Origin of the sequence: Streptococcus suis, from assembly GCF_017601095.1 — a bacterium.
Classification (GTDB): Bacteria; Bacillota; Bacilli; order Lactobacillales; family Streptococcaceae; genus Streptococcus; species Streptococcus suis_Z.
In genome coordinates this window covers 1-26,388 of sequence record NZ_JAGFUX010000002.1, presented here as the reverse complement: position 1 = coordinate 26,388, position 26,388 = coordinate 1, and the positions used below count along the sequence as shown (strand labels likewise).

The window sequence follows — 26,388 nt, the reverse complement described above, 5'->3', positions numbered from 1 at the left end:
GCTTACATAAGCGAAAAATAGTAAAGGAGGACTAGATGAAACGTAGTTCAAAAGACTTGTTTGACAAGCGATACAGCTACTCAATTCGGAGGCTAAGTGTTGGTACAGCTTCTGTTGTTGTGGGTTGTATGTTGTTCGGCAGTCAAATGGTTCAGGCCAATACAGTAGAGGCGAGTGACCCATCCTTAGAATTGGTGACCGATGAGACAGAATTGTCGGTCATTCCAGAGGAAGAAGCTGTGGAAGAAACACCCGCAGTTCTATCCGAAGGGGAAGAGGTCGGACAAGATGGCTCAGAATCTGTGACAGAGTCAGCAGAACTTGAGGCGGTGGCTGCAGAGCCTATGTTGGCACCTGCAGCGGTTCTTCCTCAAGCGAATGAGAGTAAGGGTGGTGAGAGTCGGGAGGCAACAGCACAATCCCAAGATCAGGTTGTGGCGCCAGCTAGTTGGACGACCATCCATCATTATAGCCAGGTGGACCAACAGGTCAATTTCGACCAAGCCTGGAAATTTAGCTTGGGTGAGACTGCTGGTGCATCTGCCAAGCAGTTTGATGATTCGAGTTGGCAGGTTTTGGATTTGCCCCACGACTTTAGTTTGATTCAGGACTATACCCAATCAGGTGAGGCTGAGAGTGGCTACAAGCCAGGCGGGACTGGATGGTACCGCAAGGCATTTACCGTATCAGAAGAGGTTGCGGCAGGTCGTGTTGAATTGCAGTTTGATGGTGCCTACATGGAGACCGAGGTCTTCATTAACGGGACTTCCTTGGGAGTGCATCCAAATGGATACAGTCCATTTACCTTTGATTTGACAGGCCATGTTCGGGCAAATGAAGAAAATATCATTGCTGTCAAGGTTGTTAACCCTGTTCCAAGTTCTCGTTGGTATTCAGGAAGCGGGATCTATCGTTCTGTCCATCTCAACATGACACCTAAGGTTCATTTGGCGGAATACGGAGTGGTTGTGACCAGTCCCAACCTCAAGGAGTCGAAGACTGGTCAGGGGACAGCTAGTCGGGTAGAAGTTGTCACCGCTTTAGAAAATGCTGGTAGTCAGTCTGCGGCTGTTATCGTGAGAACCAGCCTCTTTGAACGATTGGCGGATGGCCAGGTCGGAACAAAGGTTGCTGAGAAAACCAGCAGTCTAACGACTATTTCTAGCCAAAACAGTAGCAAGATTCGTACGGAGTTTGATATTAACAACCTCAAACTTTGGTCTGTCAGCAACCCACATCTTTATATCGTACGGACGGAAATCCTTGATGGTGCAACAGTAGTACAGAGTCGGGATCAGGAGACAGGTTTCCGTTATATTGAATTCGACAATGTTTCTGGCTTTAAGTTAAATGGTGAGAAACTCAAGTTACAAGGGGTCTCCATGCACCATGACCAGGGCGGTTTAGGAGCTCGTGCCTATTACGATGCCATTGAACGCCAGTTTGAAATTCTCAAAGGGATGGGTGTCAATGCGGTTCGGGTAACCCATAACCCAGCCGCTCGTGCCATGAAAGACATTGCCAATCGCATGGGTATGCTCTTGATTGATGAGGCGTTTGATACCTGGGAACGGCCAAAAAACTCCAACGTTAATGACTATTCTCGATTCTTCAATCGTACAATTGGCACAACAGCAGAAAACCTAGTCGGTGCCCGTGCCCAAGACCAGCAATGGTCGGAATTCCATGTGAAACAGATGGTCAAGAGTGGTATCAACGATCCGTCCATCATTATGTGGTCAACAGGAAACGAAGTGCTTGAAGGGATTAGCGGTAGTGCCAGCAATTATGTATCGGTCATCAATCGTCTGATTGGCTGGATCAATGAGGTTGACCCAACCCGTCCTGCCACTATCGGTGACAACAAACTCAAGCATGGTGATCAGATCGCGGTTGGTATGGGCGATGCCCTAAACAATGCAACGGTGCGTGGTATTGTCGGTTATAACTATGCTGATGGTAGAAAGTATGACGAGAGTAGAGCTAGCCACCCTAACTGGATTATCTATGGTTCAGAAACAGCTTCATCTGTCAATAGCCGTGGGGTCTACAATATCAAAGGCAATGCCAGTCGTTCAGACAAGCAGCGGACGGCCTATGACCAGAGTCATGTTAACTGGGGGCACACAGCTAGTCAGGCTTGGTATGATGTTATCACACGGGATTTTGTCGCCGGTGAGTTTGTATGGACTGGTTTTGACTACCTTGGGGAACCAACTCCGTGGAATGGAGTAGGTCCAGGTACCCAACATGGTTGGCCAGCACCAAAGAGTTCTTATTTTGGTATTGTCGATACGGCGGGCTTCCCTAAAGATTCCTATTATTTCTACCGGAGCCAATGGAAACAAGACAACACGACGCTCCATGTCCTTCCTGCTTGGAATGATGCAGTTTTACAAAAAGATAGCAATAACCGTGTTGAAGTCGTCGTCTATTCCAATGCAGCTAAGGTGCAGTTGGTTCATGTTGCCCCAGACGGAAGTCAGCGTGATTTAGGAACCAAGGAATTCACAGAAGTTACGACAGATGCTGGTTACAAGTACAAAATTTACAACGGTGCAGACAAGAGTAGCACCCCTCATAAGAATCTTTATCTGACCTGGCAGGTTGACTACCAGCCAGGCACCATCAAGGCCATTGCCTATGATGCTCAGGGAAATGTGATTGAACAGACTGTCGGTAGCAGTCAGCATTCAACCTTTGGTGCAGCCAGCAAGCTCCTTGCCAAGGTTGCCAAGGTGGATCAAGCTGTAACAGACCATTCTCTCGCTTATATTGAGATTGATGTTGTTGATGCCAATAACAACCTCGTTGTCAATGCTGCTAACCCTGTATCCATTTCTGTCAGCGGACCAGCTAAGTTGGTAGCCATGGATAACGGAAATGCTATGGATCATCAAAGTTATCAGGCAGATAACCGCAAGGCATTTGCTGGTAAGGTCTTGGCTATTGTCCAGATGACGGGTGCGAGCGGTACGGTTTCCGTGACCGCGAGTGCAGATGGTTTGACTGCTTCAACGGTCGCATTTGAAGTGACAGGTCAGGCAGACCAAACGGCAAACAAGGCTAAGGAATACAAATTATCTAAAAATATTTATATCAAACGTGGGGCAGAAGTGAATCTGCCAACAAGCGTGACAGTTCGCTTCCAAGATGGTAGCGAGGTCGAGAAGGCTGTCAGCTTTGATAAGGCTGCTATTCGAGAGAAATTGGTAACAGAAGACACAGTGACAGCTCGTGCTCGTGTTGCAGACCTGGATTTGGATGTTTCTTTGCTGATATCTGTCATCGATCAGGTTGCGGCAATTAAAAATGTAGCCACCGCGGTTGAAATCGGCTCACCTCTGGTTTTACCACAAACGGTCGAAGCCTTCTTGGCAGATGGTACCTTGCTCTCATCGCAATTCCCAGTGACTTGGACCCACCCAAGTGACGACCAATTGCGAACAGAAGGTGTCATCGAGGTGAGTGGAGTTGCAAATGTTTTGGGCGACCAACTACCGGTAACTGCCAAGGTGCGTGTGGGCAACCGTGCGGTTACTATCGGTGGTAATGTTGCACCAAAAGCAACCCGTATCGAGCAGGATATTCCGCAAAATCTTCAGTCAGATACCCTGATGGCTATTGTTGACGGTGGTTTGCAGGCTTCTGCCAATAACGATGGTGGAGCAAACGAAACCATCTGGTCCAATTATAGTGCCGCCCAAGCAGACCACAAAACAGCGACGCTTAGCTTTGTATATGATACTGCGCAAAACATCGCAGAAGTATCCATCTACTACCACCGAGACAACTGGTCTCTTCGTCAGCCTAAGTCAGTGACCTTCTCTTATCAGACAAGTTCTAGCGCAGAAGCGACAGTTGCCGCTCATCGCGTGACAGAGACAAAACCAGTCAACGGCTTGACAAAGGTAACCTATCGCTTGGATCGGCCAGTTTCAGCTGAAATCTTTAAGGTGACAGTTGAAAATTCTGACGAGGTTCTGTCTGGTCGCAAACCGTCTGTCGGTATTGTTGAGTTGGAATTGAAGACGGCCCTTGAGGCATTCGTCAAGTCGAGTGATGCCAGCATCAATGAGATTCAAATCGGTAACCAAGTCCTCCGCGGTGCCTCCATCACCAACAATATGACAGTATCAGGTCGTGGGGATATCACAGCTCGTAATACTGCTAATAATGTCGGAGTGACCGTTCTGCGAACAGCTGATAATACGGTGAAAATCGTTACCTCTTCTGAGGACGGTAGCCAGTCAGAAACCTATACTCTGACCTTTGTGCCAGATAGTCCGACAACAGAAGGCCGCAACTATATAGAGCGGTCGGAGATGACCCTTGCTGCGGGTTCTGTGGAAAATAGAGCCAGCGAAGCGGTGGACAATGCCAAAGACTTTAACTTGAACAGCCATTGGCACTCTGCCTGGTCAGGAACAGATATCAGTAACCTGTGGTTAACGGTTGATACAGGCCGAGTTCGCCAGCTCAATGGTCTGGCTTACCGCCATCGTCAGGATGGAAGTCCAAACGGCAAGGTAGCTGAGTATGAAATTTTGGTAAGTTCAGATAATCGAACTTGGACATCAGTTAAGACAGGTCGATTTGATGAATCAAGTCTGGACTGGCAAGAGGTAGTTTTTGAACCGGTTAATGGTCAATACATCAAACTCCAGGCGGTTAGTACCTTAGGAAATAGTGGTCGCAATCGCTTCATGTCAGTCAGCGAGATTCGTGTCAGCGAATACTTGGGTCAAGTGGAGGCTGTTGCTCTGACAAGTGACCATGTCCGACTAGCAAGTCAAGAATATGCCTATACAGGTCAAGCCTTGACACCGAAGCCAACAGTAAGAGTCAACGGAGTGAATCTGGTTGAAAATCAAGACTACCGTCTCGATTATAGTGACAATATCGGCCAAGTTGGCACAAGCAGTCAGGCAAGTGTCCGAGTGACCGGTTTGGGTCGCTATACTGGAGTTGTCTCCCTTAACTTTACCATTCGAGCAGGTCAGACTGAAACGGTCTCTGATGGAACGGTTGAGACTGCGGATTGGTTCGACGCGACTCGCCCAGCTAGTGCAGAAGTGATCGCGGCAGCCTTGGCGAGCGAGGACTATCTCAATAAGAATTATCAAGTCTTTCCTACCCCTCAAACGGTGACCTATGGTGATGGACTAGTAGCCCTAAACGGCCGTGTCAACCTGGTCATTGGTCAAGGAGTGGATATTTATACCCGTAATCGTCTCAAAGATACCTTGCAGGCCCACCAGATTTCGTATGCAACCAGCACAAGTGCGGTGGAAGGTGCAACCAATATCTACATTGGCATTCATGGTCAGGCTGGTTTGGCCCAAAGCCATCAGGCTAATGCAGGACGTACTGCCCAGCTCTTTGATAAGATTGATGCCTATCGTTTGGTGGTCAAAGACAATGCTATTTCAGTCATTGGTAAGGACACAGATGCAGTCTTCTTTGGTTTGACAACCTTGAAGCACATGCTCAATGACAGTCCGGCTCCAGTTCTGCGTGAAGTAGATGTAGAAGACTTTGCAGATATTAAAAACCGTGGTTTCATCGAAGGTTACTATGGCAACCCTTGGAGTACAGCTGATCGCATGGAATTGATGCGCTACGGTGGTGACCTCAAGCTGACCCAGTATTTCTTTGCACCAAAAGATGATGAATACCACAACAGTCGCTGGCGTGAACTCTATCCAGAAGACAAGCTAGAAGAAATTCGTCAGATGGCGCGTGTGGGGAACCAAAACAAGACCCGCTATGTCTGGACCCTCCATCCATTCATGCATAATAGCGTACGCTTTGGTGACGACAACCACTATCGTGAAGATCTCGAAGTTATCAAGCGGAAATTTACCCAATTGATGGGCGTTGGAGTGAGAGAATTCGGTATCCTGGCAGACGATGCCCGTCATCCAGCAGGTGGATTTGCAAGCTACAACCGCCTCATGGCAGATTTGACCCAATGGTTGGAAAGCCAGCAGGCTCAGTATTCTGGTTTGCGCAAGGAGATGATCTTTGTGCCGCATGAGTACTGGGGTGACGGAGACGAGGCAGAATTGCGTTCGCTCAATGAAAATCTTCCTGAAAGTGCTAGCCTGACAGTGACAGGTGGCCGTATCTGGGGACAAGTGTCCAACCAGTTCCTGACAACCTTGAGCACCAATTTGAGTCAGGGTGGCAAGACCTATCGCCCTGTCCAACTCTGGATCAACTGGCCATGTACAGATAACTCCAAAGAGCACTTGATTCTTGGTGGCGGTGAAAAATTCCTACAACCAAATGTCGATGCTAGCCTAATTGGCGGTATCATGCTCAACCCTATGCAGCAATCAGAGCCTTCTAAGATTGCCCTCTTCTCTGCTGCAGAATACACATGGAATATTTGGGAGTCAGAAGAGGCTGCTAAACGTGTCAATGATATTGCCTTCAATTTTGTTGAAACAGGCCGCTTTACCGATTCTGAGACCTCCCTTGCCTTTAGAGAACTGGGTAAACACATGATTAACCAAAATATGGATGGTCGTGTAGTAAAATTGGAAGAATCTCTTGAATTGGCACCGAAACTGACAGCCTTCCGTACCAAGTTGGAAGCGGGAGAGGATTTGACAGAAGACCGGCGTCAATTGCGGGCAGAATTTGCCAAGTTGAAAGCAGCAGCTCAACTTTACAAGGAGTCTGGCAATGAGTTGATGCGTAATCAGATTCATTACTGGCTAGACAATACCATTGACCAGATGGATGCCCTAGAGTTCCTTTTGACAGCGACCGAGTTTGTAGGAAGTGATCAGGCAGACCAGCTTTGGAACAATTACTACCAAGGATTAAAACTCTATGAGCAGTCGAAAGGGTATAAATTCTGGTATGTGAGCCAATATGAAAAAGCAGAGCTGGGTGTGCAGCATATCCGACCATTTATCTTGCACCTCTTGGAATTCCTTGCAGGTCAAGTGGAATCGGAACTCTACCCAGACCGCATCAATAGTCGCTTGATTACCAACCGAACAGGAGCAGAAGGAAGTGTAGCTAACATCCTAGATGGCAACCTATCGACCCAGCTCCTCTTCAAGAATCCAAACACCATATCGACAGGTGACTATGTTGGCTTGGAATTCAACAAGACCATTGATTTGGACAGCTTGACCTTTGCCATGGGAGCTGTCAGCAACCTGCGTGACACCTTCTCAGCCGCAACTATCCAATACCAGACAGAAGACGGAGAATGGCTGCCAATCCCAGGTCATACTTACATAGGTAGTGAAGCTCTCTTGACCTTCTCAAATTTGAGCCTGAAGGCCAAAGCGGTGCGGATGATTGCGACAAGCGATAAGGCCAATACTTGGTTTGGTATTCGTGATATTGCTGTCAACAAGCCATTAGAAGCAAGTCGTCAGACAAGTGTGGCCATTACCCACAGTACTAATTTGGTTTACAAGGGACAAACCAGTGAAGCACAAATCAAAGATGGCAATGATGCGACAGAAGCAATGTTTGCCAATGCTGATACTGCTGGTTCTCAACGAGATACCACACCTGCCGAGGCTTGGGTACAGCTTGACCTTGGTCAAGTGAAACCAATCAGCAAGGTCCGTTTGGCACAGGGAACAGGGGATAAACTCAACAAAGGTGTCTTGGAATACTCTGTCAACGGAACCGACTGGACCAATCTTACTTCCCTTTCTGGTGAGCAGCTGAAAGAAGTCAGTCAAGAATTTGAAGCCCAATACATCCGTGTGCGCAACACGGAAAACCTGCCAAAATGGTGGCGTATCAAGGACTTCTCAGTAGAGACCAATGAGGGCCGCAGAGACATGGTTGAAACAAGTATCGCCAGTCTGGAAAATAGTCCAGTCTTTGAGACACTTGGTTCCTACCGTCTACCATTGCCTGCAACTACTCAGCTAGCGCCAGGCGACTTTGTTGGTATCAAGTTAGACCGTCTCCACGAGTTGGAATCCTTGCAAGCAACAGGTAGTCAATTGGATTTGGTTTATTCACCAAACGCAGCTGAATGGTACCAGCTTGATCAGTTGTCCGAGCAACCTTTGGCACGCTATATCCGACTGATCAACAAGGGGCAGACCAGTCAAAATCTTGGTAGTTCAGAATTGTTGGTTGAAACTAAGGAAATCCACCCAGATAAGTTGAAATCAACTACCTTGGGCATTAACCAAGTTTATGGCAACAATGATGTTCGTCGGATCAAGAACCTAGGTCAACTCTTTGATGGAGTCTACAATAACTTTGTCGAATTCGCAGATGTTCCACGCCAGGGTGGTGAAATTGTCCTAGAACTAGGTGTGCAACGACCAATTCGTAAGATCCGTGCCTATATCCAAGATGGCACCAAGAACTACCTCCGTGATGGCAAGATTCAAGTCAGCCAAAACGGTCAGGATTGGGTAGATATTGTGACAGTCGGAGATGGTCAGGCCAATGCTTCGAGGGATGATTCTCTGGGAGACGGTTGGACACATGATTCCAACCTGCCAGGTAATCGCTATATCGAAGGTAGCCTGGATACACCAGTCAATGCCAAGTACCTCCGCATTTATTTCACCGCCAACTACGATTACCGCTTCGTAGGCTTTACAGAAATGGTCATCAACGATGGTGAATTTGTCCAAACCATCAATGACCCAACTGTGACGGGAGATGGTGGTGAAGCAGCCAAAAATCTCTACACCAACTTAGTGGACCGCAAGGTACTCAGCTCTTACAAACCGGCTAAGGATCAGGGACACCTTGTTTATCATCTGTCTGAAAAGACAGAGGTCAACCATGTGAAATTGATTTCTAGTCTTCCGGCAGGATCCAGTGTCCAGTTACGAGCTCGTGTGATTCGCCAAGGTCAAGGGGCTGAACCTGAATGGGTAGCGTTGGGTTCTGTAACCAACAGTCTGCAAACCTTTGTTCTGGGACAAGATGTGGCTCACTTGCTGGATCTTGAGCTGTCATGGACTGGTGGGCGTCCAGAGTTCTATGAGTTATCTACTTATCGTGCGGATATTGTTCAAGAAACTCCAATTGAAGATCAACCAACACCAGGCGGCGAGACCAGCCAGCCAGACCAACCATCGACAGGTGGTGAAACAAGTCAGCCAGACCAACCATCGACAGGTGGTGAGACAAGTCAACCAGACCAGCCATCGACAGGCGGTGAGACAAGTCAGCCAGACCAGCCAACACCGGGCGGCGAGACCAGCCAGCCAGACCAACCATCGACAGGTGGTGAAACAAGTCAGCCAGACCAGCCATCGACAGGTGGTGAGACAAGTCAACCAGGTTCAGATGAGTGGGTATGGACTGTGAAGCCTGAAAGTGGTCTCCTATCTCTGACACATGAAAAACCGCGCCTGGATATTCTCGAAAGGGAGCGAGGCTATGGTCGTCAAGTGCTTGACAATCCTGACTTACCAGTCGGAGTGACCCGCCTGGTACAGGCAGGAAAAGCAGGTAGAGAGCGTGTCTTTGTTCAGGTAGTCACTGAGAATGGGCTTGTTCTTTCCCAACGTATCATCCACACCTTGGTACTGGAAGAAGCACAGGATGAAATCTTAGAAGTTGGTAGAAAACCGCTAGCCCCACAAGCTGCTAGCCAATCAGCTACCGTTCAAGAAGTTAAAGCACCTGTTTCCCAAGCACAGTTGCCAGAAACAGGCAGTCAAGACCAGTCCTATCTCTTAACAGGACTCAGTGTCCTTGCGACACTTGGCTTGGTTGCGCGTGCAAAACGTAGAGAAGAATAAGGGGACAGCCTCAAATCTCTTCCCGAAGCAAGAAGATCAGACCCTAGTCTGGTCTTCTTTATTTTTTCGTTGAAGAGGATTTCTATGGGAAAAAAAGGAAATAATATGGTAAAATAGACTGGATACGTGGTTTTGTGCAAAGCTGAATCCAGTAATTCTATTGGGTTGAACTTTGTAGAAAACACGTAAATTAACAATTAGGAGAACATTCATGTCAAAACAAGTATTTGAAACGGTTTTTGCTGGCAAGAAATTGGTCGTTGAGACAGGTCAGGTTGCCAAACAAGCCAACGGTGCGGTTGTTGTTCGCTATGGTGACTCCACAGTCTTGACTGCGGCGGTTATGTCCAAAAAAATGGCGACGGGAGACTTCTTCCCCCTTCAAGTCAACTATGAAGAGAAAATGTACGCTGCTGGGAAATTCCCAGGTGGCTGGATGAAACGTGAAGGCCGTCCATCAACCGATGCGACCTTGACAGCTCGTTTGATTGACCGTCCGATCCGTCCAATGTTTGCGGAAGGCTTCCGCAACGAAGTCCAAGTCATCAACACAGTGCTTTCTTACGATCCAGATGCTTCTGCTCCAATGGCAGCTATGTTTGGTTCTTCATTGGCATTGGCAATCTCAGACATCCCATTCAACGGCCCAATCGCAGGTGTGCAGGTTGGTTATGTCAATGGAGAACTCATCATCAATCCTGACAAGGCTCAGATGGAAGAGTCCCTCCTTGATTTGACAGTGGCTGGTAACAAGGACGCCATCAACATGGTTGAGTCTGGTGCCAAAGAATTGTCAGAGGACATCATGTTGGAAGCCCTCTTGAAAGGTCATGCGGCCATTCAAGAACTCCTTGACTTCCAAAATCAAATCGTAGCAGCAGTCGGCAAGGAAAAAGCAGATGTGGAGCTTCTTCAAGTTGATCCGGAATTGCAGGCTGAGATTGTTGCAGCTTACAATGACGATTTGAAAAAAGCGGTGCAGGTTGAAGAAAAGTTGGCCCGTGAAGATGCGACCAATGCGGTGCGTGAAACGGTCATCGCAGCCTACCAAGAAAAATACGCTGAACACGAAGAATTTGACCGCATCATGCGTGACGTTCATGAAATCTTGGAACTCATGGAGCACGCAGAAGTTCGTCGTTTGATTACAGAAGACAAGGTCCGCCCAGATGGACGCCGTGTGGATGAGATTCGTCCGCTAGACGCAGAAGTAGATTTCTTGCCAAACGTTCACGGTTCAGGTCTCTTTACTCGTGGTCAAACCCAAGCTCTTTCTGTCTTGACCTTGGCCCCAATGGGGGAAACCCAAATCATCGACGGTTTGGATGATGAGTACAAGAAACGCTTCTTGCACCACTACAACTTCCCACAATACTCAGTGGGATCAACAGGTCGTTATGGAGCACCTGGTCGTCGTGAAATTGGTCACGGAGCCCTTGGTGAGCGTGCCCTTGAGCAAGTCTTGCCAAGCCTAGATGATTTCCCTTACGCGATCCGCTTGGTAGCAGAAGTCTTGGAGTCAAACGGTTCTTCCTCACAGGCTTCTATCACAGCTGGTACCCTTGCCCTCATGGCAGGTGGTGTGCCAATAAAGGCACCAGTTGCAGGGATTGCCATGGGTCTGATTTCAGACGGTACCAACTACACCGTCTTGACCGATATTCAAGGTCTTGAGGACCACTTTGGCGACATGGACTTCAAGGTGGCTGGTACCCGTGATGGTATCACAGCTCTTCAAATGGACATCAAGATTGACGGTATCACACCGCAAATCTTGGAAGAAGCCTTGGCACAAGCTAAGAAAGCTCGTTTTGAAATCCTCGATGTCATTGAAGCAACTATCCCAGAAGTTCGTCCTGACTTGGCACCGACTGCACCGAAGATTGACACTATCAAGATTGATGTGGATAAAATCAAGATTGTCATCGGTAAGGGTGGCGAAACCATCGATAAGATTATTGCAGAAACTGGCGTGAAAATCGATATCGACGAAGACGGTCTTGTAGCTATCTTCTCACCAGATCGCGATGCGATTGAACGGACCAAAGAAATCATCGCAGGTCTTGTTCGTGAAGCAAAAGTGGACGAAGTTTATCAGGCAAAAGTGGTTCGTTTGGAGAAATTCGGTGCCTTTGTCAACCTCTTTGACAAGACAGATGCTCTGGTTCACGTTTCTGAAATGGCTTGGACCCGTGTTAATAAACCAGAAGATTTGGTTGAAATTGGCGATATTGTCGATGTCAAAGTTATCAAGATTGACGATAAAGGTCGTGTTGATGCTTCTATGAAGGCTCTTCTTCCAAAACCAGAAGGTTATGTGGAACCAGAAAAACGCGAGCGTTCTGACAGACCACGCCGTCATAAAGACAACAAAGAGAAAAAAGACAACAACTTTGGTGAATTCAAATTCCACAAGGTTGAAAAGAAATAAGCTGAGTAGACAAGTTCGGTAGCGGGCTTGTCTTCTCGCTAGAAGGAGTGACTATGGGTTGGTGGAAGGACACCATTGAGATTGTAAAAGAAAAAGATCCGGCAGCACGGACGACCTTGGAAGTTCTTTTGACCTACCCAGGTGTCAAGGCCTTGGCTGCCCACCGTTTGTCCCACTGGATGTGGAAAAAAGGTTTTAAATTACTAGCTCGGATGCACAGCCAATTTTGGCGTTTTTGGACCAATATCGAAATTCATCCAGGTGCCGAGATTGCTTCGGGAGTCTTCATTGACCATGGAGCTGGTTTGGTTATCGGAGAAACCGCCATTATTGAATCAGGTGTCATGCTTTACCACGGGGTGACGCTTGGTGGTACAGGAAAGGATACAGGCAAACGCCATCCGACTGTGCGAAAGGGTGCCCTTGTCTCTGCCCACGCTCAAGTCATTGGTCCCATTGAGATTGGAGAAAATGCTAAAGTGGGTGCAGCTGCCGTTGTCCTAGCCGATGTTCCAGCAGATATGACAGTGGTCGGTATGCCGGCTAAAATCGTCCGTGTACACGGTCAAAAAGATGAAAAGGTCATTCATGACATGGAAGGTGGTCGTGAACACTACACGACTAAGCTTGCGGAATTACGAGAAGCCAGCCACCGTTCGTCGCATTTGTAGGAAGAAAGGACGGTTTATGCTACTAGAAGAATTTGAAAACACCTCTGCAGTCATTGAACCGACGGATAAGGCTATCCGTGGTGGCGGTGAGGTATGTGAGACCATGATTTTCTCCTTCAATGGGGAAATCGTGGACCGAGTAAGTCAGCTAGCTGAGAGCAGAGAGGGTGGTCATTTACAGACCCTAAATGGTTGTCATCCTTGGTATATTTTGGAAAGAGATGGACTGCAGGTTGCGGTCATGTTGGCAGTAATCGGTGCTCCAATGGCAGTTGGTCATCTGGAAGAGCTGAAAGCCTGTGGTTTTGAGAATTTTATCGTTCTTGGTTCCTGCGGTGTGCTGGATAAGTCGCTTGCTGCGGATAAGATTATCCTTCCTAGCTCTGCTCTTCGGGACGAGGGAACTAGTTACCACTACGCTCCTGCCAGCGAGGAAATCAGCTATGACCCTGCTTCTCTATTAACCATGGAAAAGGCCTTGGACCAAGCAGGGATTGAGCACGTGCGGGCCAAGACCTGGACCACGGACGCTTTCTTTCGGGAAACCGCTGCCAAGGTCAAGCGTCGCCTAGCCGCTGGTGCCATGGTGGTCGATATGGAAGCTTCTGCTATCATGGCCTGGGCAAACTTTCGTCAGGCCAAGGTCTATCAGTTTTTCTACACGGCAGACTATGTGGACCACCACAAGAATGAATGGGATGCCCGTCGGGCAGAACGGACGGCTGACAGTATGACCTTCTTTGAAGTGGCCATGGCGATTGCAAAAGGAGTAACAAATGAAAACATTTAAAGGAAGCGACTGGCTCTATCCAGTCAATCTGATTTTGGCCATTGTGTTGGCTGTTTTAAATTATAGTCAGGGGTCCTATGGGCTCGGTCATATCTGGGCTGCCTTGGCAATCTTTTGGGTGATCCGACTGGTGATGCTGTGGATCCAGCGGAAGAAAAAGTAGGAGTACGCATGATTAAAATTTACGATACCATGACTCGCAGTTTGCGTGACTTTGTGCCCTTGGAAGAGGGGAGGGTCAAGATGTATGTCTGCGGTCCAACGGTTTACAACTATATCCATATCGGAAATGCTCGGAGTGTTGTGGCTTTTGATACCATCCGCCGCTATTTTGAATATCGTGGCTTTGATGTGACCTACATCTCCAACTTTACAGATGTGGATGACAAGATTATCAAGGCCGCTAATGAAGCTGGCATGACAACCAAGGAACTTTCTGATAAATTTATTGCTGCCTTTAAGGAAGATGTGGCAAAGTTGGGTGTCAAACCTGCTAGCAAAAATCCTCGTGTTATCGACTATATGGATGAGATTATTGATTTTGTACGGGTCTTGATTGACAAGGGTTACGCCTATGAAGCTTCTGGCGATGTCTATTTCCGTGTGGAAAAGGCAGCCAACTATGCTCGTTTGGCCAACAAAACCCTGTCTGACTTAGAAGCTGGTGCTTCTGGTCGAGTTGAGGGAGAAGGTCAACTCAAAGAACATCCTTTTGATTTTGCTCTTTGGAAATCTGCTAAACCGGGTGAAGTATCTTGGGAAAGCCCTTGGGGGCTAGGTCGTCCAGGCTGGCATATCGAGTGCTCGGTCATGGCGACAGAGATTTTGGGAGATACCATTGATATTCACGGTGGTGGAGCGGACTTGGAATTCCCTCACCATACCAATGAAATCGCCCAGTCTGAGTGCAAGACAGGTCAAACCTTTGCCAACTACTGGATGCACAATGCCATGCTCAACATCAATGATGAGAAGATGTCCAAGTCCTTGGGCAATTTCCTGACAGCCCATGACATGTTGGAACAAATTGACGGACAAATCTTGCGATTTTTCCTAGCTACCCAGCACTACCGCCGTCCGCTTAACTATACAGAAAAGGCGATTTCAGATGCGGAACTTAATCTCAAATACCTGAAAAATACCTACACCCAACCAGTGTCTGACTTGGCAGACCAAGCAGGTTTGGGCAAACACTTGGCAGCCTTTGAAGCGGCAATGGATGATGATTTCAACGCAGCAAACGGCATTACGGCTATCTTTGACTTTGCCAAGTGGATCAACTCAGGCAATTACGATGAAACTGTAAAAGAAGCCTTTGGCAAAATGCTTGCCGTCTTCGGTATTGTCTTTGAAGAAGAAGTCTTGGACAGCGAGATTGAGGCCTTGATAGCAGAACGCCAAGCAGCGCGTGCCAATCGGGATTTTGCGACGGCTGACCGTATTCGTGATGAATTGGCAGCCCAGGGCATCAAACTCTTGGATACCAAGGATGGTGTGAGGTGGACACGTGACTAAGGCAGTAGATGTCAATCTCATCAACGGCATTGCCCTGGCGTTTGAAGGGGATGCAGTTTATTCAATGTATATCAGGCGGCACTTGATTTTCAAGGGGCTGACCAAACCCAACAAACTGCACGGTGAGGCCAACAAGTATGTTTCGGCCAAGGCTCAGGCAAGCCTGATCTCTGCTCTCTTAGAAGCTCAGCTATTGACCGAAAAAGAGGAAGAAATCTACAAACGGGGAAGGAATAGCCATAGCCACACCAAGGCCAAGAATGCGGACGTAGTCACCTATCGGATGTCTACAGGCTTTGAGGCGGTCTTGGGTTATCTGCACATGACTGAGCAGATCGAACGCTTGGAGGAGTTGGTGGGCTGGTGCATTGACAAAATAGAAAGGGGATAAGATGGACGAAAAGGAACTTGTAAGCTGGTTTCCGCAGGCGAGCTTGTCGCAGGAGGCAGGCGAACTCTCGCTGCCCTTGGAAAATGGTCAATTTTTGCAGTTCGTAGCGTCAGATTTGACCGACCGCGAACGCTATCTCCTATCCTTGCTGTCACAACCGCAAAGACAGGCTCACATAAGCCCTTGGCAGTCCTACCTACACGAACAGGGAAGGATTCCTCAGACAGTTGAGGCTATTCAATTTATCCATATCCACCTTTGGTCGCAAAAAGAAGCCCAGCTGGATGCCTGGCAGGCCATGATGACCGACCTCTTGCCCAGCCAGGTGGCCCAGGTACAGCTGACGCCCCAAGATTATCTCATTGTATTGGAGCAGGGCACTTGGATGGATCATCAGACGGTTTTACAGGACACCCTATCGGCTTTGGAGTTTGACTTTGGCTTGCGGTTGACCCTCTTGGTTGGGCAGGTCTGGCCCAAATACGTCGCAGACCACTGGCCTCGACTCTATCAAGCAGAAGCAGCCCTCTTTGCACGTTGGCGGGCCCACTACCACCAATCGACCGTCCTCTCCTTTAGTCAACTTTTTCTTTGGGGACAAGGCAGAGCAGGCTTGAAGCTTGGTCTGGTTAAAGCCAGTATGCTGGAGCTGATTGATCAGCAAGATATGCAGGCTATCATTTTAGCCCTATGGGCAGAAGGAGCTGTGGTTACCAAGGCAGCTCAAGTCCTCTATATCCACCGCAATACCCTCCAATATCGTTTGGAAAAGTGGCAGGATTTGACGGGACTCCAGCTCAAAGACCTGACTGACCTGAGTTTTTGTTATCAGGTATTATTAGATAGACAATTTTGATATTTTGTGCAACCTGCACAGAATATCTTTTTTCTTTTGGTCAACTTGACATGGGAAAATAAAGCGTTTTCATTTACAATAAATCTATCAATGAAAGCGAGGATTGGACATGGTTCAACTTAATCTTAAAAATATCTACAAAAAATATCCAAACAGCGAGCACTATTCAGTTGAAGACTTCAACTTGGACATCAAGGACAAGGAATTTATCGTATTCGTAGGTCCTTCAGGATGTGGTAAATCAACAACTCTTCGTATGATTGCTGGTTTGGAAGACATCACAGAAGGGGAAGCATACATCGACGGCGTTCTCATGAATGATGTGGCTCCAAAAGACCGCGATATTGCCATGGTATTCCAGAACTATGCCCTCTACCCACACATGACTGTATTTGACAACATGGCCTTTGGTTTGAAATTGCGTAAGTACAGCAAGGACGAAATCAAAAAACGTGTGGAAGAAGCGGCACAAATCCTGGGATTGACAGAATTCTTGGAACGCAAACCAGCTGACCTTTCAGGTGGACAACGCCAACGTGTTGCCATGGGTCGTGCTATCGTCCGTGATGCCAAAGTATTCTTGATGGATGAGCCCTTGTCAAACTTGGATGCTAAACTCCGTGTATCCATGCGTACAGAGATTGCTAAAATTCACCGCCGTATCGGTGCGACAACTATCTACGTAACCCACGACCAAACAGAAGCCATGACTTTGGCTGACCGTATCGTTATCATGTCTGCAACTAAAAACCCAGCAGGTACAGGTACAATCGGTCGTATTGAGCAAATCGGTAGCCCAGAAGAGCTCTATAACCGCCCAGTCAACAAGTTTGTTGCTAGCTTCATCGGTAGCCCAGCTATGAACTTCTTCACAGTTACGCTTCAAGATGGCGTTCTTGTTGGAGATGGTTTCAAAGTGGAACTTCCAGAAGGTCGCCGCAAGCACTTGGAAGAAAAAGGCTACAATGGCAAATCATTTACCCTTGGTATTCGTCCAGAAGACATCAAGGCTTCTCAGTTGGAATTGGACACGTACCCTTCTTCTATCGTAGAAGCAGAAGTGGTGGTATCTGAGCTTCTCGGTGCAGAAACCATGCTTTACTCTAAAGTAGGTAGCACAGAGTTTGTGTCTCGTGTCGATGCACGTGACTACCACAACCCAGGCGATAAAGTTCGCTTGACCTTCAATCTCAACAAAGCTCATTTCTTCGATGATGAAACAAGCAAGGCGATTGTCTAACCTTTCTAAAATCGTTCATAAAACACCTGACCGCTAGATGAAAATCTGGCGGTTTTTTAGGTTGAGAACGCATAAGTACTTGTTATTGCTTCTTGAATTCTATATAATAAATAGAAAAATATTCTTACAGGAGGTCCCCTTATGAAGTCGCTACTGAGAAAAATTCGCTGGACAGCTTTCTCTATTTTGATTTACAATCTCACTTTAATCCTGGCTGTTTGGTTGGGAACGGTCTCCTCAAAAGAAGATTTTATCCTTGCTGTCGCAGGGAATGCAGCCATGATGGGTCTGTCTTTCTTGCATTTGCACAACCAAGTATCAGATGAATTTCATGGAAAAATAGAAGAACCGTCGGCTTAAACTGACGGTTCTTCATCTTTATAAACTTCATAAAAATCAACCTTGAGGCGAATAAAGGCTTCCATGTCGTGTAGGAGTTGGAAGAGGGTGGCACGGGTTTCAAATTCTTCCCTGGTTTGTGGCAGAGGTCGCTCGCGGAAGGTGGCATGGAAGAGCTCGATGTCCAGGAGCAGTTCCTTGGCGGAGTTTTCTCGGCTCAGTTGCTGGGCTGCTCGCTCGAAGAGGCTGGACAGGATGACATTTTCTCTGCCTTCCAGTAAACATTTGTTGATATTTCCTGCCATGGTCCGCAGGATTTTGTTTTGTGCAGCCCGCATTTCAAAGTAATGGACCTGGTAGTTGGTTTGCTGGAAGAGCTGGTTGTGGCGGTCCAGATAGACGACTTTCAGGGCCTCACCCAAGGTCTTATCCAGCTGCGTAATCAATTCTGCCTTGTTTCGTCCGTCTCCATTAAGCAGAAAGGCTTCAAAGCGAAGCAGAATCTGCTTGAGCAGGTCTTCGACTTGGTCGTGGTAGGCCTCGATTTGCTTTTCTTGTGAGGGCATATAGAGGTTAAACAAAAGTGCTAGTCCTGCCCCAATCAGAAAAAGCGTCAGCTCATTTCCCAAAAATATCAGCGAAATATTCTGCTCCAGCAAGAGGTGGGTGACGAGGACAGTCGAGGGGGCGATGCCAGCCTCCCAGTTGAATCGGTAGGCCAGAGGGACGTAGAGTGCCAGGTAGATGCCGAGGGTCCAGATGCCAAAGCCAAAGAGGGCGAAGGTCAGGACGGATATGGTCAGGGCCAGGAGGGTGGAGAAGAGACGGTTGCGGGCCATTTTGAAGCTGGACTTGCGGGTATCGAGGACGCTGAGAATGGCGATGATGCCAGCTGCCGTCGCATAGGACAAGCCCAGCGCTGTCGCTAGGTAAATAGCCAGCACGGTTGCTAAGATGAGTTTGATCGTGCGGAGGGAGAGGGACATGTTGGCTCCTTTGGTCTTAGTCTTCCTTTTATTGTACCATAAAGAATCAACAGTCACTCCCCTGACTGTTGATTTATACAAACAAGGCAATGATTCCGACTACTAAGTAGCAGACTAGTTTGTAGCTTTCGTTGATCAGGATGAGGTTGATAGGGCGTTGCTCAAAGACGTAGTTTTTCAATGAGGCAAGGACCGCGATCACGCCCATACCACCAGCTGCGTGAAGTGGTGAAACACCGAGGGTCTTGATGAAGAAAATAGTAATGATGGCAGTCAGCACTTCAATGACAAGGGAAATCACCATTTCCTTCTGGCCATTTTTTCCAGCCTGACGATCTGCTTCTACCTTAGCCATGTCAATGCCTGAAGCCTTGATCCAAGCATCGCGGAAAATCAAACCATACCACAAACCACCGATAGCAAAGGCAATCAGACCTGCCACAATTCCAAAAATAAGTGTCATACGTTCTCCTTTTGGTCCACTTGTACGGACAAGTAATAGGCATAAGGATAACATATATTGGTAATGTGGTCAAGTATTTCAGCTGGGACACAGTGAGTGCCATTTTTCAAGTAACCTATGCTATAATACTCTTATGGAACAAAATGATATGGTATATGGCGTACATGCTGTGGTGGAGAGTTTGGAGGCCAACACCGGCAACAAGCTCTACATCCAGGATGATTTACGCGGAAAGAATGTAGAAAAAATCAAGGCTCTAGCGGCAGAGAAGAAGGTATCAATCTCTTGGACGCCCAAGAAAACCCTGTCCGACATGACAGAAGGTGCGGTTCACCAAGGCTTTGTCCTGCGGGTCTCTGAGTTCGCCTATGCGGACCTTTCGGTGATTTTGGAAAAGGCAGAGCAGGAAGATAATCCCCTCATTCTCATCTTGGACGGTCTGACAGACCCTCACAACTTCGGCTCGATTTTACGGACCGCAGACGCCACTCAGGTAGCTGGCATCATCATTCCCAAACACCGAGCAGTTGGCGTGACGCCTGTTGTGGCTAAGACCTCAACAGGTGCAGTGGCCCATGTCCCAATCGCCCGAGTGACCAATCTTAGTCAAACCCTTGATAAGCTCAAGGAGGCAGGCTTCTGGGTCTTCGGTACCGATATGAACGGAACTCCAAGTCACAAGTGGAATACGGCTGGTAAGCTGGCCCTGATTATCGGCAATGAAGGCAAAGGGATTTCGAGCAATATTAAAAAGCAGGTGGATGAGATGATTACTATTCCCATGAAGGGCCATGTCCAATCCCTCAATGCCAGTGTGGCAGCTGCTGTGCTGATGTACGAAGTATTTCGGAAGAAAATCTAAATGAAAGAGAAAGTTCTCATCGTAGATGGCTACAATATGATTGCCTTTTGGCAATCGACCAAGCAGGATTTTAAAAAGGGAGACTTGGATGCGGCCAGAACGACCTTGCTTCGAACCCTGTCTCACTACGCAGCCTTTGAACAGATTGAGGTCATTTGTGTCTTTGATGCCCACCATGTGCCTGGCCTTCGCCAGCAGTATGACGAATTCAAGGTGTCGGTTATTTTTACAGAGGAGGAAGAGACGGCAGATAGCTATATCGAGCGGCTCAGCGCCCAGCTCAATAGTGACCGTCACAAGCAGGTTTCCGTCGCAACTAGCGACCTAAATGAACAGTGGGTGGTCTTCTCCCAAGGTGCTTTACGGGTTTCGGCGCGTGAGTTAGAGGAGAGAACCAGGGTTATCAAGAAGGACTTGGACAAGTTTGTGGACCAGGTAGAGCTTTACACCCCGCGCCTCAATCCCTGGTCAGATGGGAATTTTCAAGCCTTAAAAGAAATGATGGAGGAAATGAAAGAGTGACATTTACAATCGTAACCGATTCGACATCGGATTTGCCAATCAGCTGGGTCCAAGAAAATGATGTAACCGTGCTTGGTTTGACCATAAACCTTGACGGTGTGACCTATGAAACCGTTGGGGAAAACCGCTTGACTTCTGGGGAATTGTTGGAGAAAATGGCAACAGGGGGCCAGCCGACAACCAGTCAGGTCAATGTTGGTCAGTTTGAAGAAATATTCGAGTCGGCAGCCAAGGAAGGTAAAGAGGTACTTTACCTCGCTTTCTCAGCAGCACTTTCAGGGACCTATCAGAGTGGAGTCATTGCACGCGATATGGTTTTGGATGCTTATCCTGATGCTGTCATTAAAATTGTAGATACCAAGGCTGCGGCCATTGGTGAAGGGTACTTGGTTATGCAGGCGGCTCAAGCACGAGCTGCGGGCAAGTCTTTGGCTGAGACCAAGGCACTCATTGAAGAATTGGTCCCACGCCTACGGACCTACCTTCTAGTCGATGACCTTAACCATTTGGTGCGTGGTGGACGCCTGTCTAAGGCAGCAGCTCTCATTGGAGGATTGGTCAATATCAAACCTCTTCTTTCTCTCAATGCGGAAGGGAAGTTAGAAGCCATTGCCAAAATCCGTGGCCGTAAAAAAGGGATAAAGGAAATGTTGAACCTGACCTTGGATGGTTTGGATCATTCCACGGTCATGGTGGCCTATACAGGTGATTTGGAAGCGGCGGCAGCCATTAAAGCGACTTTGTTGGAAGATAGCCGTGTGACCGATGTTCTCTTGACTGAGTTGGGGCCGATCATTGCCACCCATACAGGTACAGGGGTGCTAGCTATCCTATCTATCAATAAAGAAGAGAGATAATCTCTTTTCTTTTTACTGAAACAGAAAGCGGTTACAAAAACGATATCAATTTGGAGGTTATTATGAAACGCTTGTTGTCTTGTTATGCTAGTGACTTGCTGGGAGCGACCAAGGAGGAGCTCAAGCAGTCCATTTTGTCCAGTGAAGGTCGGATTATCATGGGAGAAACGGTGGTTACAGCGGCTCCCTTGATTGCGGGGGTGACCAATGCGGAGATGATGGCTGCCTTTGGTTGCGACCTCTTGGTGCTCAATGAATTGGATGTCTTTCATCCGGAGATTGTTGGTTTTTACGACTGTGACAATCCCATCGCTGAAATCAAGCGGTTGACAGGTCGATTGGTTGGGATTAACTTGGAGCCTGTGGATACCAGTCAGGAAGTCCAAGACCAGCAGGTTTTTCTTAAACCTGGTCGTCAGGTCAGTCCAGAAAGTCTGCGACAGGCCCAAGTTCTTGGTGTAGACTTCATCATGCTGACAGGTAATCCTGCTACGGGTGTGTCTATGGCTGCAATCCGCTCTGCTATTGGCCTTGCCAAAGAACACTTTGAGGGCCTGATCTTTGCGGGAAAAATGCACGGTGCAGGTCTGGGCGAGTCTGTCGTGGATCGTCAAGCCCTGCTGGATTTTGTGGAGCTGGGGGCTGACGGGGTCCTCATACCTGCAGTTGGAACGGTTCCGGGTGTGCGTGAGGAGATTGTGGCTCCAATCATTAGTCAGGTCAAGGCGCGTGGGGCTTTAGTCATTTCGACCATTGGAACCAGTCAAGAGAGTGCGGACAGCCAAACAGTGCGGGAGTTTGGGCTCAGCAACAAGCGGGTTGGTTCGGACATCCACCATATTGGTGATGGGGGCTACGGTCGGATGCCAGATCCTGAAAATATCTTGGCCCTGTCCTTGGCGGTCAGAGGCAAGCGGCATACTTATTTTAAAATGGGGCAGTCAGTGAGGAGATAAGGTTATGATAAGGCTTTCATTCTCAGCAGCTCTGCTATCTTTCAAAAAATAAAAAAAGTAAAGTAAAATGGCTTGACGGAGACTAGTAGATTTGATAGAATGGTAGACGGTATTGTTTACCCCATTTGAAAGGCCCCGGAACCTTCCAAATACCCGCGGACCGGAACATCCGCCCAGTAAACAAAAACGATTCGTATAGGAGAAATCATGAACAAAACAACATTTATGGCTAAACCAGGCCAAGTTGAACGTAAATGGTATGTAGTAGACGCTACTGATGTACCTCTTGGACGCCTTTCAGCAGTAGTTGCTAGCGTTCTTCGCGGTAAAAACAAACCAACTTTCACACCTCACACTGATACTGGTGACTTCGTTATCGTTATCAACGCTGAGAAAGTGAAATTGACTGGTAAAAAAGCAACTGATAAGATTTACTACACTCACTCAAACCACCCAGGCGGATTGAAATCAATCTCAGCTGGTGAATTGCGTTCTAAAAACGCTGTTCGTTTGATTGAAAAATCAGTTAAAGGTATGCTTCCACACAACACACTTGGTCGTGCACAAGGCATGAAATTGAAAGTGTTTGTAGGTGCTGAGCACACTCACGCTGCACAACAACCAGAAGTACTTGATATTTCAGGTCTTATCTAAGGGAAAGGACGTAATCTAAATGGCACAAGCACAATACACAGGTACTGGTCGTCGTAAAAACGCGGTTGCACGCGTACGTTTGGTCCCAGGTACTGGTAAAATCACAGTTAACAAAAAAGATGTAGAAGAGTACATCCCACACGCTGACCTTCGTTTGGTTATCAACCAACCATTCGCAGTAACTTCAACACAAGGTTCATACGACGTTTTCGTTAACGTGAACGGTGGTGGTTACGGTGGTCAATCAGGTGCGATCCGTCACGGTATCGCGCGTGCATTGCTTCAAGTAGACCCAGACTTCCGCGATTCATTGAAACGCGCAGGCCTTCTTACACGTGACGCTCGTATGGTTGAACGTAAGAAACCAGGTCTTAAGAAAGCACGTAAAGCAAGTCAATTTAGTAAACGTTAGTATACCGCGATATATCAACGTTTCAAAGCACTCAAGAGTATACCTCACGGGTGCTTTTTTCTATGCTTTTTACGAAAGTTTGCCCTAAAAGTTGCCCTAAATTTACCCTATTTATTTTGAATATGTTGATAGGCGAGAGTACCAGCAGATAGAGGAACAACGTTTGAGGTGTTTACATAGGTTTTTGTTGTGATAGTATCACTATGTGTTAGAGCTTCAGAAATAGCTTCGAGTGATGTTCCTGCTTGTTTAGCTAGTGTTGCTCCAGTGTGGCGTAATTTGTGAGGTGTTGCATGAGTCATCTCCTTTTTTTGTTGTTTCTTCCAAGCAATCAACAAATCAGTTAGTTCGGTAGGAATTCCAAAAGTGGTCTTCTTATTACCCTTTGTGGATTTCGGTGTTTTGTACCTATCTAAAGCTTGTACAAGTTGGATTTCCTGCTGTTTTAAGTTTATGTGTTTCCGTTGGAGGGCATAACTATCAGATTTCCTATCACTCAAGAAAAACCACTTTTTCACTATAGACTTTATTTCAAGAATTAGCTGAGAATATGTCAAATGCGCTTAGGTAGAAAAATCATTTATCCACCAATTCTTTCAATAATCCATTGTATTGGTCCATAGCACTTTCTAATTCTTTGTCAAATTCAAAAGTTGGCTCAGCTTTGAGAATGCTAGTTTCTACATTCGAATCTTCTATACAAACTTGCTTAATACTGTTATTCATTGGTTCTGCCTTCCGATGTTGCAACTATTTTATACAAGGTATGCACAAAAATTAAAAGAGATTTTTTTAGTTGACTTATTCTTTAAAATCAAGAATAAGGTAAATTTTTTGTATTTCTGATCCGATTTTGTTTGTTGCGATTGAATAACTGTATGAAAAAAATTGTTATATTGGCAATCTTTTTTCATATAAAATGTTATACTAAAATCAGTAAGGAAAGGTTGGGTTTTATGGCAAACTATGTGTATCAGCAGGTCATTTGTTCCAAAGATTTTTTTGAAACCTACTTTTTAGATTACTACCCGATAGACGAAAAAAGGATTGGTCCACCGTATATTAGTTTTAACAAACTGATGGGTGTTAAAAACATTGGCAAGTATGGAGAACTTTTTGGTGAATACATCTATTATGGTTATGGTTTCACCTACCAGATGCGTTTAGATGGTTTGATGGTTGTCACATTTGCGACCAAGTGGTCCTATCCCATTGCTGCTATTAAAGCGGCAATTCAGATGGACCATAACCTAGAGTGGTACGCGGTTGAAGAAAATTGTATCTATGTTTCTCGCTTTTATTGGAATCATGGTGTCAAAGAAGCGATTTGTTTGTTAGGTGATGACTTTGGAAGATGGGCAGAGGCTAGATATGAGTTTGAAGAAGCACTGGTCGACTCAGATCATATTGTCTGGTATTATCTATTGGAGAATAAGATTAACTGGCTCGACAGGGCTACCTTGCTGGACCTACCGAGATATTATGAGGAGTGATTTGTGAGAGGAGAATATCATGTGGACAAAAAGAATAGGCTACATTACCGATCCTGGGAAATTGGCTGATTATTTCTTATCTGTTGGACAGTTTCATGATTATTTGATTGGCTCCTTTTCCTATGATAGTCAGTCAGCTAGCCTACGCTTAACTATTGAGGAGGATTGTTTAGCAGAAAGTCATTCCAATGAGCCAGCCTTGGTTTGGGATTTGGAGTGTCATGGAGTGTCAGATTTTAGAATGCAAGACATGGAGGGGCTTTCCAGGTGGTGGATTTATGAAGTTTTATATAATGGCACTACTTGTCAATTTCAGCTTGTGAATGGCTATTTTTCCTTCTCAGCAGAAAGTTTTAAGTTGGGAATTCCCCATAAACCGACTACAGAAAGGCATCCAGCCATTACTCGTTTGCAGTATGATTATTTCTTGCAAGAATTTGAGGCGGGGATGAATGTTGATGAGACTGCTTTTCGTTTTGAGACAGATAATCAGGATACTCTTCGATATATTGGATATTCAGGGAATGAAGCCCCCTACTGGGCAGGTTTGTCAGATCTACCAGATGGTGGAAGATTTAAGACTGCCAAGGAACTTTTTGAGGCAAAAATCTATGATGGTCAATCTCTCAAAGAAAGATGGAGTGAGGTCAAGATTTATAGTATTCTTTCTTTGCCTTTGGATGACTGGTTGAGTTGTGTACCGCATTCTGTTGAAACGCATGTATATGAACCGGAGGATGACTATGGTCTCTATATCAATGGTGTTGAATTAGATGGATTTATCAATGAGGAGGGGAAGCCTTGTCCAGCTTGCGTTAGAAATACATGTTATTTATCAGACTATGATGACTATTGTTGTCCCTATTGTAATCTCTGGTTGACGGATGAATGGTGGTATGATGACGAGCTGGATTACTTTGAAAAACGACCTCTGGAGCCGGCTCTCTTATGGAAACCGAATAAAATGTTGCGGTTTTGCCAGGTACAATTTTCAGTTGACGGCAAACCCTATACCTACTATTGTCCTGACCAAACCATAAATAAGGGAGATTGGGTGCAAGTTTCAGTTGGCAAGCAAGCTGTAAAAAAAGATGTTCCAGTAGTGGCTATCATTACCGCTCCAGCAGACCGTCCTCCCTATCCTTTGGATAAAATAAAAACCGTACTAGGAAAATCAAGAGAGTGGTCGGAA

At 46.7% G+C, this 26,388-nt stretch carries 20 protein-coding genes and 2 pseudogenes; 18 read left to right on the top strand and 4 right to left on the bottom strand.

The genetic code is table 11. The annotated features are described in order from the left end of the window. The first annotated feature begins 35 nt into the window (after positions 1-35). The 10 genes from J5566_RS01625 (at position 36) to J5566_RS01580 (ending at position 18,012) form a co-directional block, all read left to right on the top strand. Positions 36-9,758, top strand: coding sequence for a beta-N-acetylglucosaminidase domain-containing protein (locus J5566_RS01625; RefSeq protein ID WP_208561803.1), 9,723 nt, complete (start codon positions 36-38; stop codon positions 9,756-9,758). Positions 9,759-9,969: 211 nt separating this feature from the next. Beyond that, entirely contained in the window at positions 9,970-12,189 is a 2,220-nt protein-coding gene (gene pnp, locus J5566_RS01620; protein WP_208561802.1) for a polyribonucleotide nucleotidyltransferase, read from the top strand. 53 nt (positions 12,190-12,242) lie between these two features. Next, entirely contained in the window at positions 12,243-12,860 is a 618-nt protein-coding gene (cysE, locus tag J5566_RS01615) for a serine O-acetyltransferase (RefSeq protein WP_208561801.1), read from the top strand. A gap of 16 nt (positions 12,861-12,876) precedes the next feature. Beyond that, positions 12,877-13,650 (top strand): nucleoside phosphorylase, encoded by a 774-nt coding sequence (locus J5566_RS01610; RefSeq protein ID WP_208561800.1) that lies wholly within the window; start codon positions 12,877-12,879, stop codon positions 13,648-13,650. Beyond that, complete coding sequence (locus J5566_RS01605) at positions 13,637-13,813, top strand: hypothetical protein (RefSeq protein ID WP_208561799.1); 177 nt, start codon at positions 13,637-13,639, stop codon at positions 13,811-13,813. Before J5566_RS01610 ends, J5566_RS01605 begins: the two co-directional genes overlap by 14 nt. An 8-nt stretch (positions 13,814-13,821) precedes the next feature. After that, positions 13,822-15,165: a cysteine--tRNA ligase gene (gene cysS / locus J5566_RS01600; protein ID WP_208561798.1), complete on the top strand. Its 1,344-nt coding sequence runs from the start codon at positions 13,822-13,824 to the stop codon at positions 15,163-15,165. Beyond that, the gene (locus tag J5566_RS01595) at positions 15,158-15,556 is read left to right on the top strand and encodes a Mini-ribonuclease 3 (protein ID WP_099810349.1); all 399 of its coding nucleotides are present in this window, start codon (positions 15,158-15,160) and stop codon (positions 15,554-15,556) included. The genes cysS and J5566_RS01595 overlap by 8 nt, the downstream gene beginning before the upstream one ends. A gap of 1 nt (position 15,557) precedes the next feature. Beyond that, a complete protein-coding gene (locus J5566_RS01590) occupies positions 15,558-16,412 on the top strand; it encodes a helix-turn-helix domain-containing protein (protein ID WP_208561797.1) in 855 nt (284 codons plus the stop codon). Positions 16,413-16,521: 109 nt separating this feature from the next. Then, positions 16,522-17,652 (top strand): ABC transporter ATP-binding protein, encoded by a 1,131-nt coding sequence (locus J5566_RS01585; RefSeq protein WP_012775339.1) that lies wholly within the window; start codon positions 16,522-16,524, stop codon positions 17,650-17,652. Positions 17,653-17,793: 141 nt separating this feature from the next. After that, positions 17,794-18,012, top strand: a complete 219-nt coding sequence (locus J5566_RS01580) for a hypothetical protein (protein WP_208561796.1) — start codon at positions 17,794-17,796, stop codon at positions 18,010-18,012. Here J5566_RS01580 and J5566_RS01575 read toward each other — a convergent pair. Continuing rightward, positions 18,009-18,977 (bottom strand): aromatic acid exporter family protein, encoded by a 969-nt coding sequence (locus tag J5566_RS01575; RefSeq protein WP_208561795.1) that lies wholly within the window; start codon positions 18,975-18,977, stop codon positions 18,009-18,011. The genes J5566_RS01580 and J5566_RS01575 overlap by 4 nt on opposite strands. Positions 18,978-19,050: 73 nt before the next feature. Continuing rightward, the gene (locus tag J5566_RS01570; RefSeq protein ID WP_208561794.1) at positions 19,051-19,440 is read right to left on the bottom strand and encodes a DUF1761 domain-containing protein; all 390 of its coding nucleotides are present in this window, start codon (positions 19,438-19,440) and stop codon (positions 19,051-19,053) included. A 133-nt stretch (positions 19,441-19,573) separates the two neighbouring features. Between J5566_RS01570 and rlmB the strand changes: the two genes are divergently transcribed. The 6 genes from rlmB to rpsI all read left to right on the top strand — a co-directional run bounded on the left by rlmB (position 19,574) and on the right by rpsI (position 23,703). Beyond that, a complete protein-coding gene (rlmB, locus tag J5566_RS01565; RefSeq protein ID WP_032511689.1) occupies positions 19,574-20,302 on the top strand; it encodes a 23S rRNA (guanosine(2251)-2'-O)-methyltransferase RlmB in 729 nt (242 codons plus the stop codon). Beyond that, entirely contained in the window at positions 20,303-20,824 is a 522-nt protein-coding gene (locus J5566_RS01560) for an NYN domain-containing protein (protein WP_208561793.1), read from the top strand. After that, positions 20,821-21,681, top strand: a complete 861-nt coding sequence (locus J5566_RS01555) for a DegV family protein (RefSeq protein WP_208561792.1) — start codon at positions 20,821-20,823, stop codon at positions 21,679-21,681. Before J5566_RS01560 ends, J5566_RS01555 begins: the two co-directional genes overlap by 4 nt. Before the next feature lie 62 nt (positions 21,682-21,743). After that, entirely contained in the window at positions 21,744-22,637 is an 894-nt protein-coding gene (locus J5566_RS01550; protein WP_208561791.1) for a haloacid dehalogenase-like hydrolase, read from the top strand. Positions 22,638-22,844: 207 nt separating this feature from the next. Next, on the top strand, positions 22,845-23,291 hold the full coding sequence (gene rplM / locus J5566_RS01545) for a 50S ribosomal protein L13 (protein WP_002876943.1): 447 nt from the start codon (positions 22,845-22,847) through the stop codon (positions 23,289-23,291). Positions 23,292-23,310: 19 nt separating this feature from the next. Further along, positions 23,311-23,703, top strand: a complete 393-nt coding sequence (rpsI, locus tag J5566_RS01540; protein WP_002942223.1) for a 30S ribosomal protein S9 — start codon at positions 23,311-23,313, stop codon at positions 23,701-23,703. A gap of 107 nt (positions 23,704-23,810) precedes the next feature. Here rpsI and J5566_RS01535 read toward each other — a convergent pair. Together J5566_RS01535 and J5566_RS10470 are read right to left on the bottom strand one after the other, a co-directional pair. Beyond that, positions 23,811-24,209, bottom strand: a pseudogene (locus J5566_RS01535) (tyrosine-type recombinase/integrase); the annotation flags it as partial. A gap of 70 nt (positions 24,210-24,279) precedes the next feature. Further along, the gene (locus tag J5566_RS10470; RefSeq protein WP_244228926.1) at positions 24,280-24,429 is read right to left on the bottom strand and encodes a hypothetical protein; all 150 of its coding nucleotides are present in this window, start codon (positions 24,427-24,429) and stop codon (positions 24,280-24,282) included. Between the two features lie 230 nt (positions 24,430-24,659). Here J5566_RS10470 and J5566_RS01525 point away from each other — a divergent pair, with 230 nt between their 5' ends. Together J5566_RS01525 and J5566_RS01520 are read left to right on the top strand one after the other, a co-directional pair. Next, on the top strand, positions 24,660-25,196 hold the full coding sequence (locus J5566_RS01525; RefSeq protein ID WP_208561789.1) for a hypothetical protein: 537 nt from the start codon (positions 24,660-24,662) through the stop codon (positions 25,194-25,196). Between the two features lie 19 nt (positions 25,197-25,215). Then, a pseudogene (locus J5566_RS01520) lies at positions 25,216-26,388 on the top strand (hypothetical protein); the annotation flags it as partial.

Bases quoted from the DNA above. Each gene is read 5' to 3' on its own strand.
- J5566_RS01525 (WP_208561789.1), top strand. From the start codon at position 24,660: ATGGCAAACTATGTGTATCAGCAGGTCATTTGTTCCAAAGATTTTTTT.
- pnp (WP_208561802.1), top strand. From the start codon at position 9,970: ATGTCAAAACAAGTATTTGAAACGGTTTTTGCTGGCAAGAAATTGGTC.
- J5566_RS01610 (WP_208561800.1), top strand. From the start codon at position 12,877: ATGCTACTAGAAGAATTTGAAAACACCTCTGCAGTCATTGAACCGACG.
- J5566_RS01585 (WP_012775339.1), top strand. From the start codon at position 16,522: ATGGTTCAACTTAATCTTAAAAATATCTACAAAAAATATCCAAACAGC.
- J5566_RS01560 (WP_208561793.1), top strand. From the start codon at position 20,303: ATGAAAGAGAAAGTTCTCATCGTAGATGGCTACAATATGATTGCCTTT.
- J5566_RS01550 (WP_208561791.1), top strand. From the start codon at position 21,744: ATGAAACGCTTGTTGTCTTGTTATGCTAGTGACTTGCTGGGAGCGACC.
- rpsI (WP_002942223.1), top strand. From the start codon at position 23,311: ATGGCACAAGCACAATACACAGGTACTGGTCGTCGTAAAAACGCGGTT.
- J5566_RS01570 (WP_208561794.1), bottom strand. From the start codon at position 19,440: ATGACACTTATTTTTGGAATTGTGGCAGGTCTGATTGCCTTTGCTATC.
- cysS (WP_208561798.1), top strand. From the start codon at position 13,822: ATGATTAAAATTTACGATACCATGACTCGCAGTTTGCGTGACTTTGTG.
- rplM (WP_002876943.1), top strand. From the start codon at position 22,845: ATGAACAAAACAACATTTATGGCTAAACCAGGCCAAGTTGAACGTAAA.
- J5566_RS01590 (WP_208561797.1), top strand. From the start codon at position 15,558: ATGGACGAAAAGGAACTTGTAAGCTGGTTTCCGCAGGCGAGCTTGTCG.
- J5566_RS01580 (WP_208561796.1), top strand. From the start codon at position 17,794: ATGAAGTCGCTACTGAGAAAAATTCGCTGGACAGCTTTCTCTATTTTG.
- rlmB (WP_032511689.1), top strand. From the start codon at position 19,574: ATGGAACAAAATGATATGGTATATGGCGTACATGCTGTGGTGGAGAGT.
- J5566_RS01575 (WP_208561795.1), bottom strand. From the start codon at position 18,977: ATGTCCCTCTCCCTCCGCACGATCAAACTCATCTTAGCAACCGTGCTG.
- cysE (WP_208561801.1), top strand. From the start codon at position 12,243: ATGGGTTGGTGGAAGGACACCATTGAGATTGTAAAAGAAAAAGATCCG.
- J5566_RS01625 (WP_208561803.1), top strand. From the start codon at position 36: ATGAAACGTAGTTCAAAAGACTTGTTTGACAAGCGATACAGCTACTCA.
- J5566_RS10470 (WP_244228926.1), bottom strand. From the start codon at position 24,429: ATGAATAACAGTATTAAGCAAGTTTGTATAGAAGATTCGAATGTAGAA.
- J5566_RS01605 (WP_208561799.1), top strand. From the start codon at position 13,637: ATGAAAACATTTAAAGGAAGCGACTGGCTCTATCCAGTCAATCTGATT.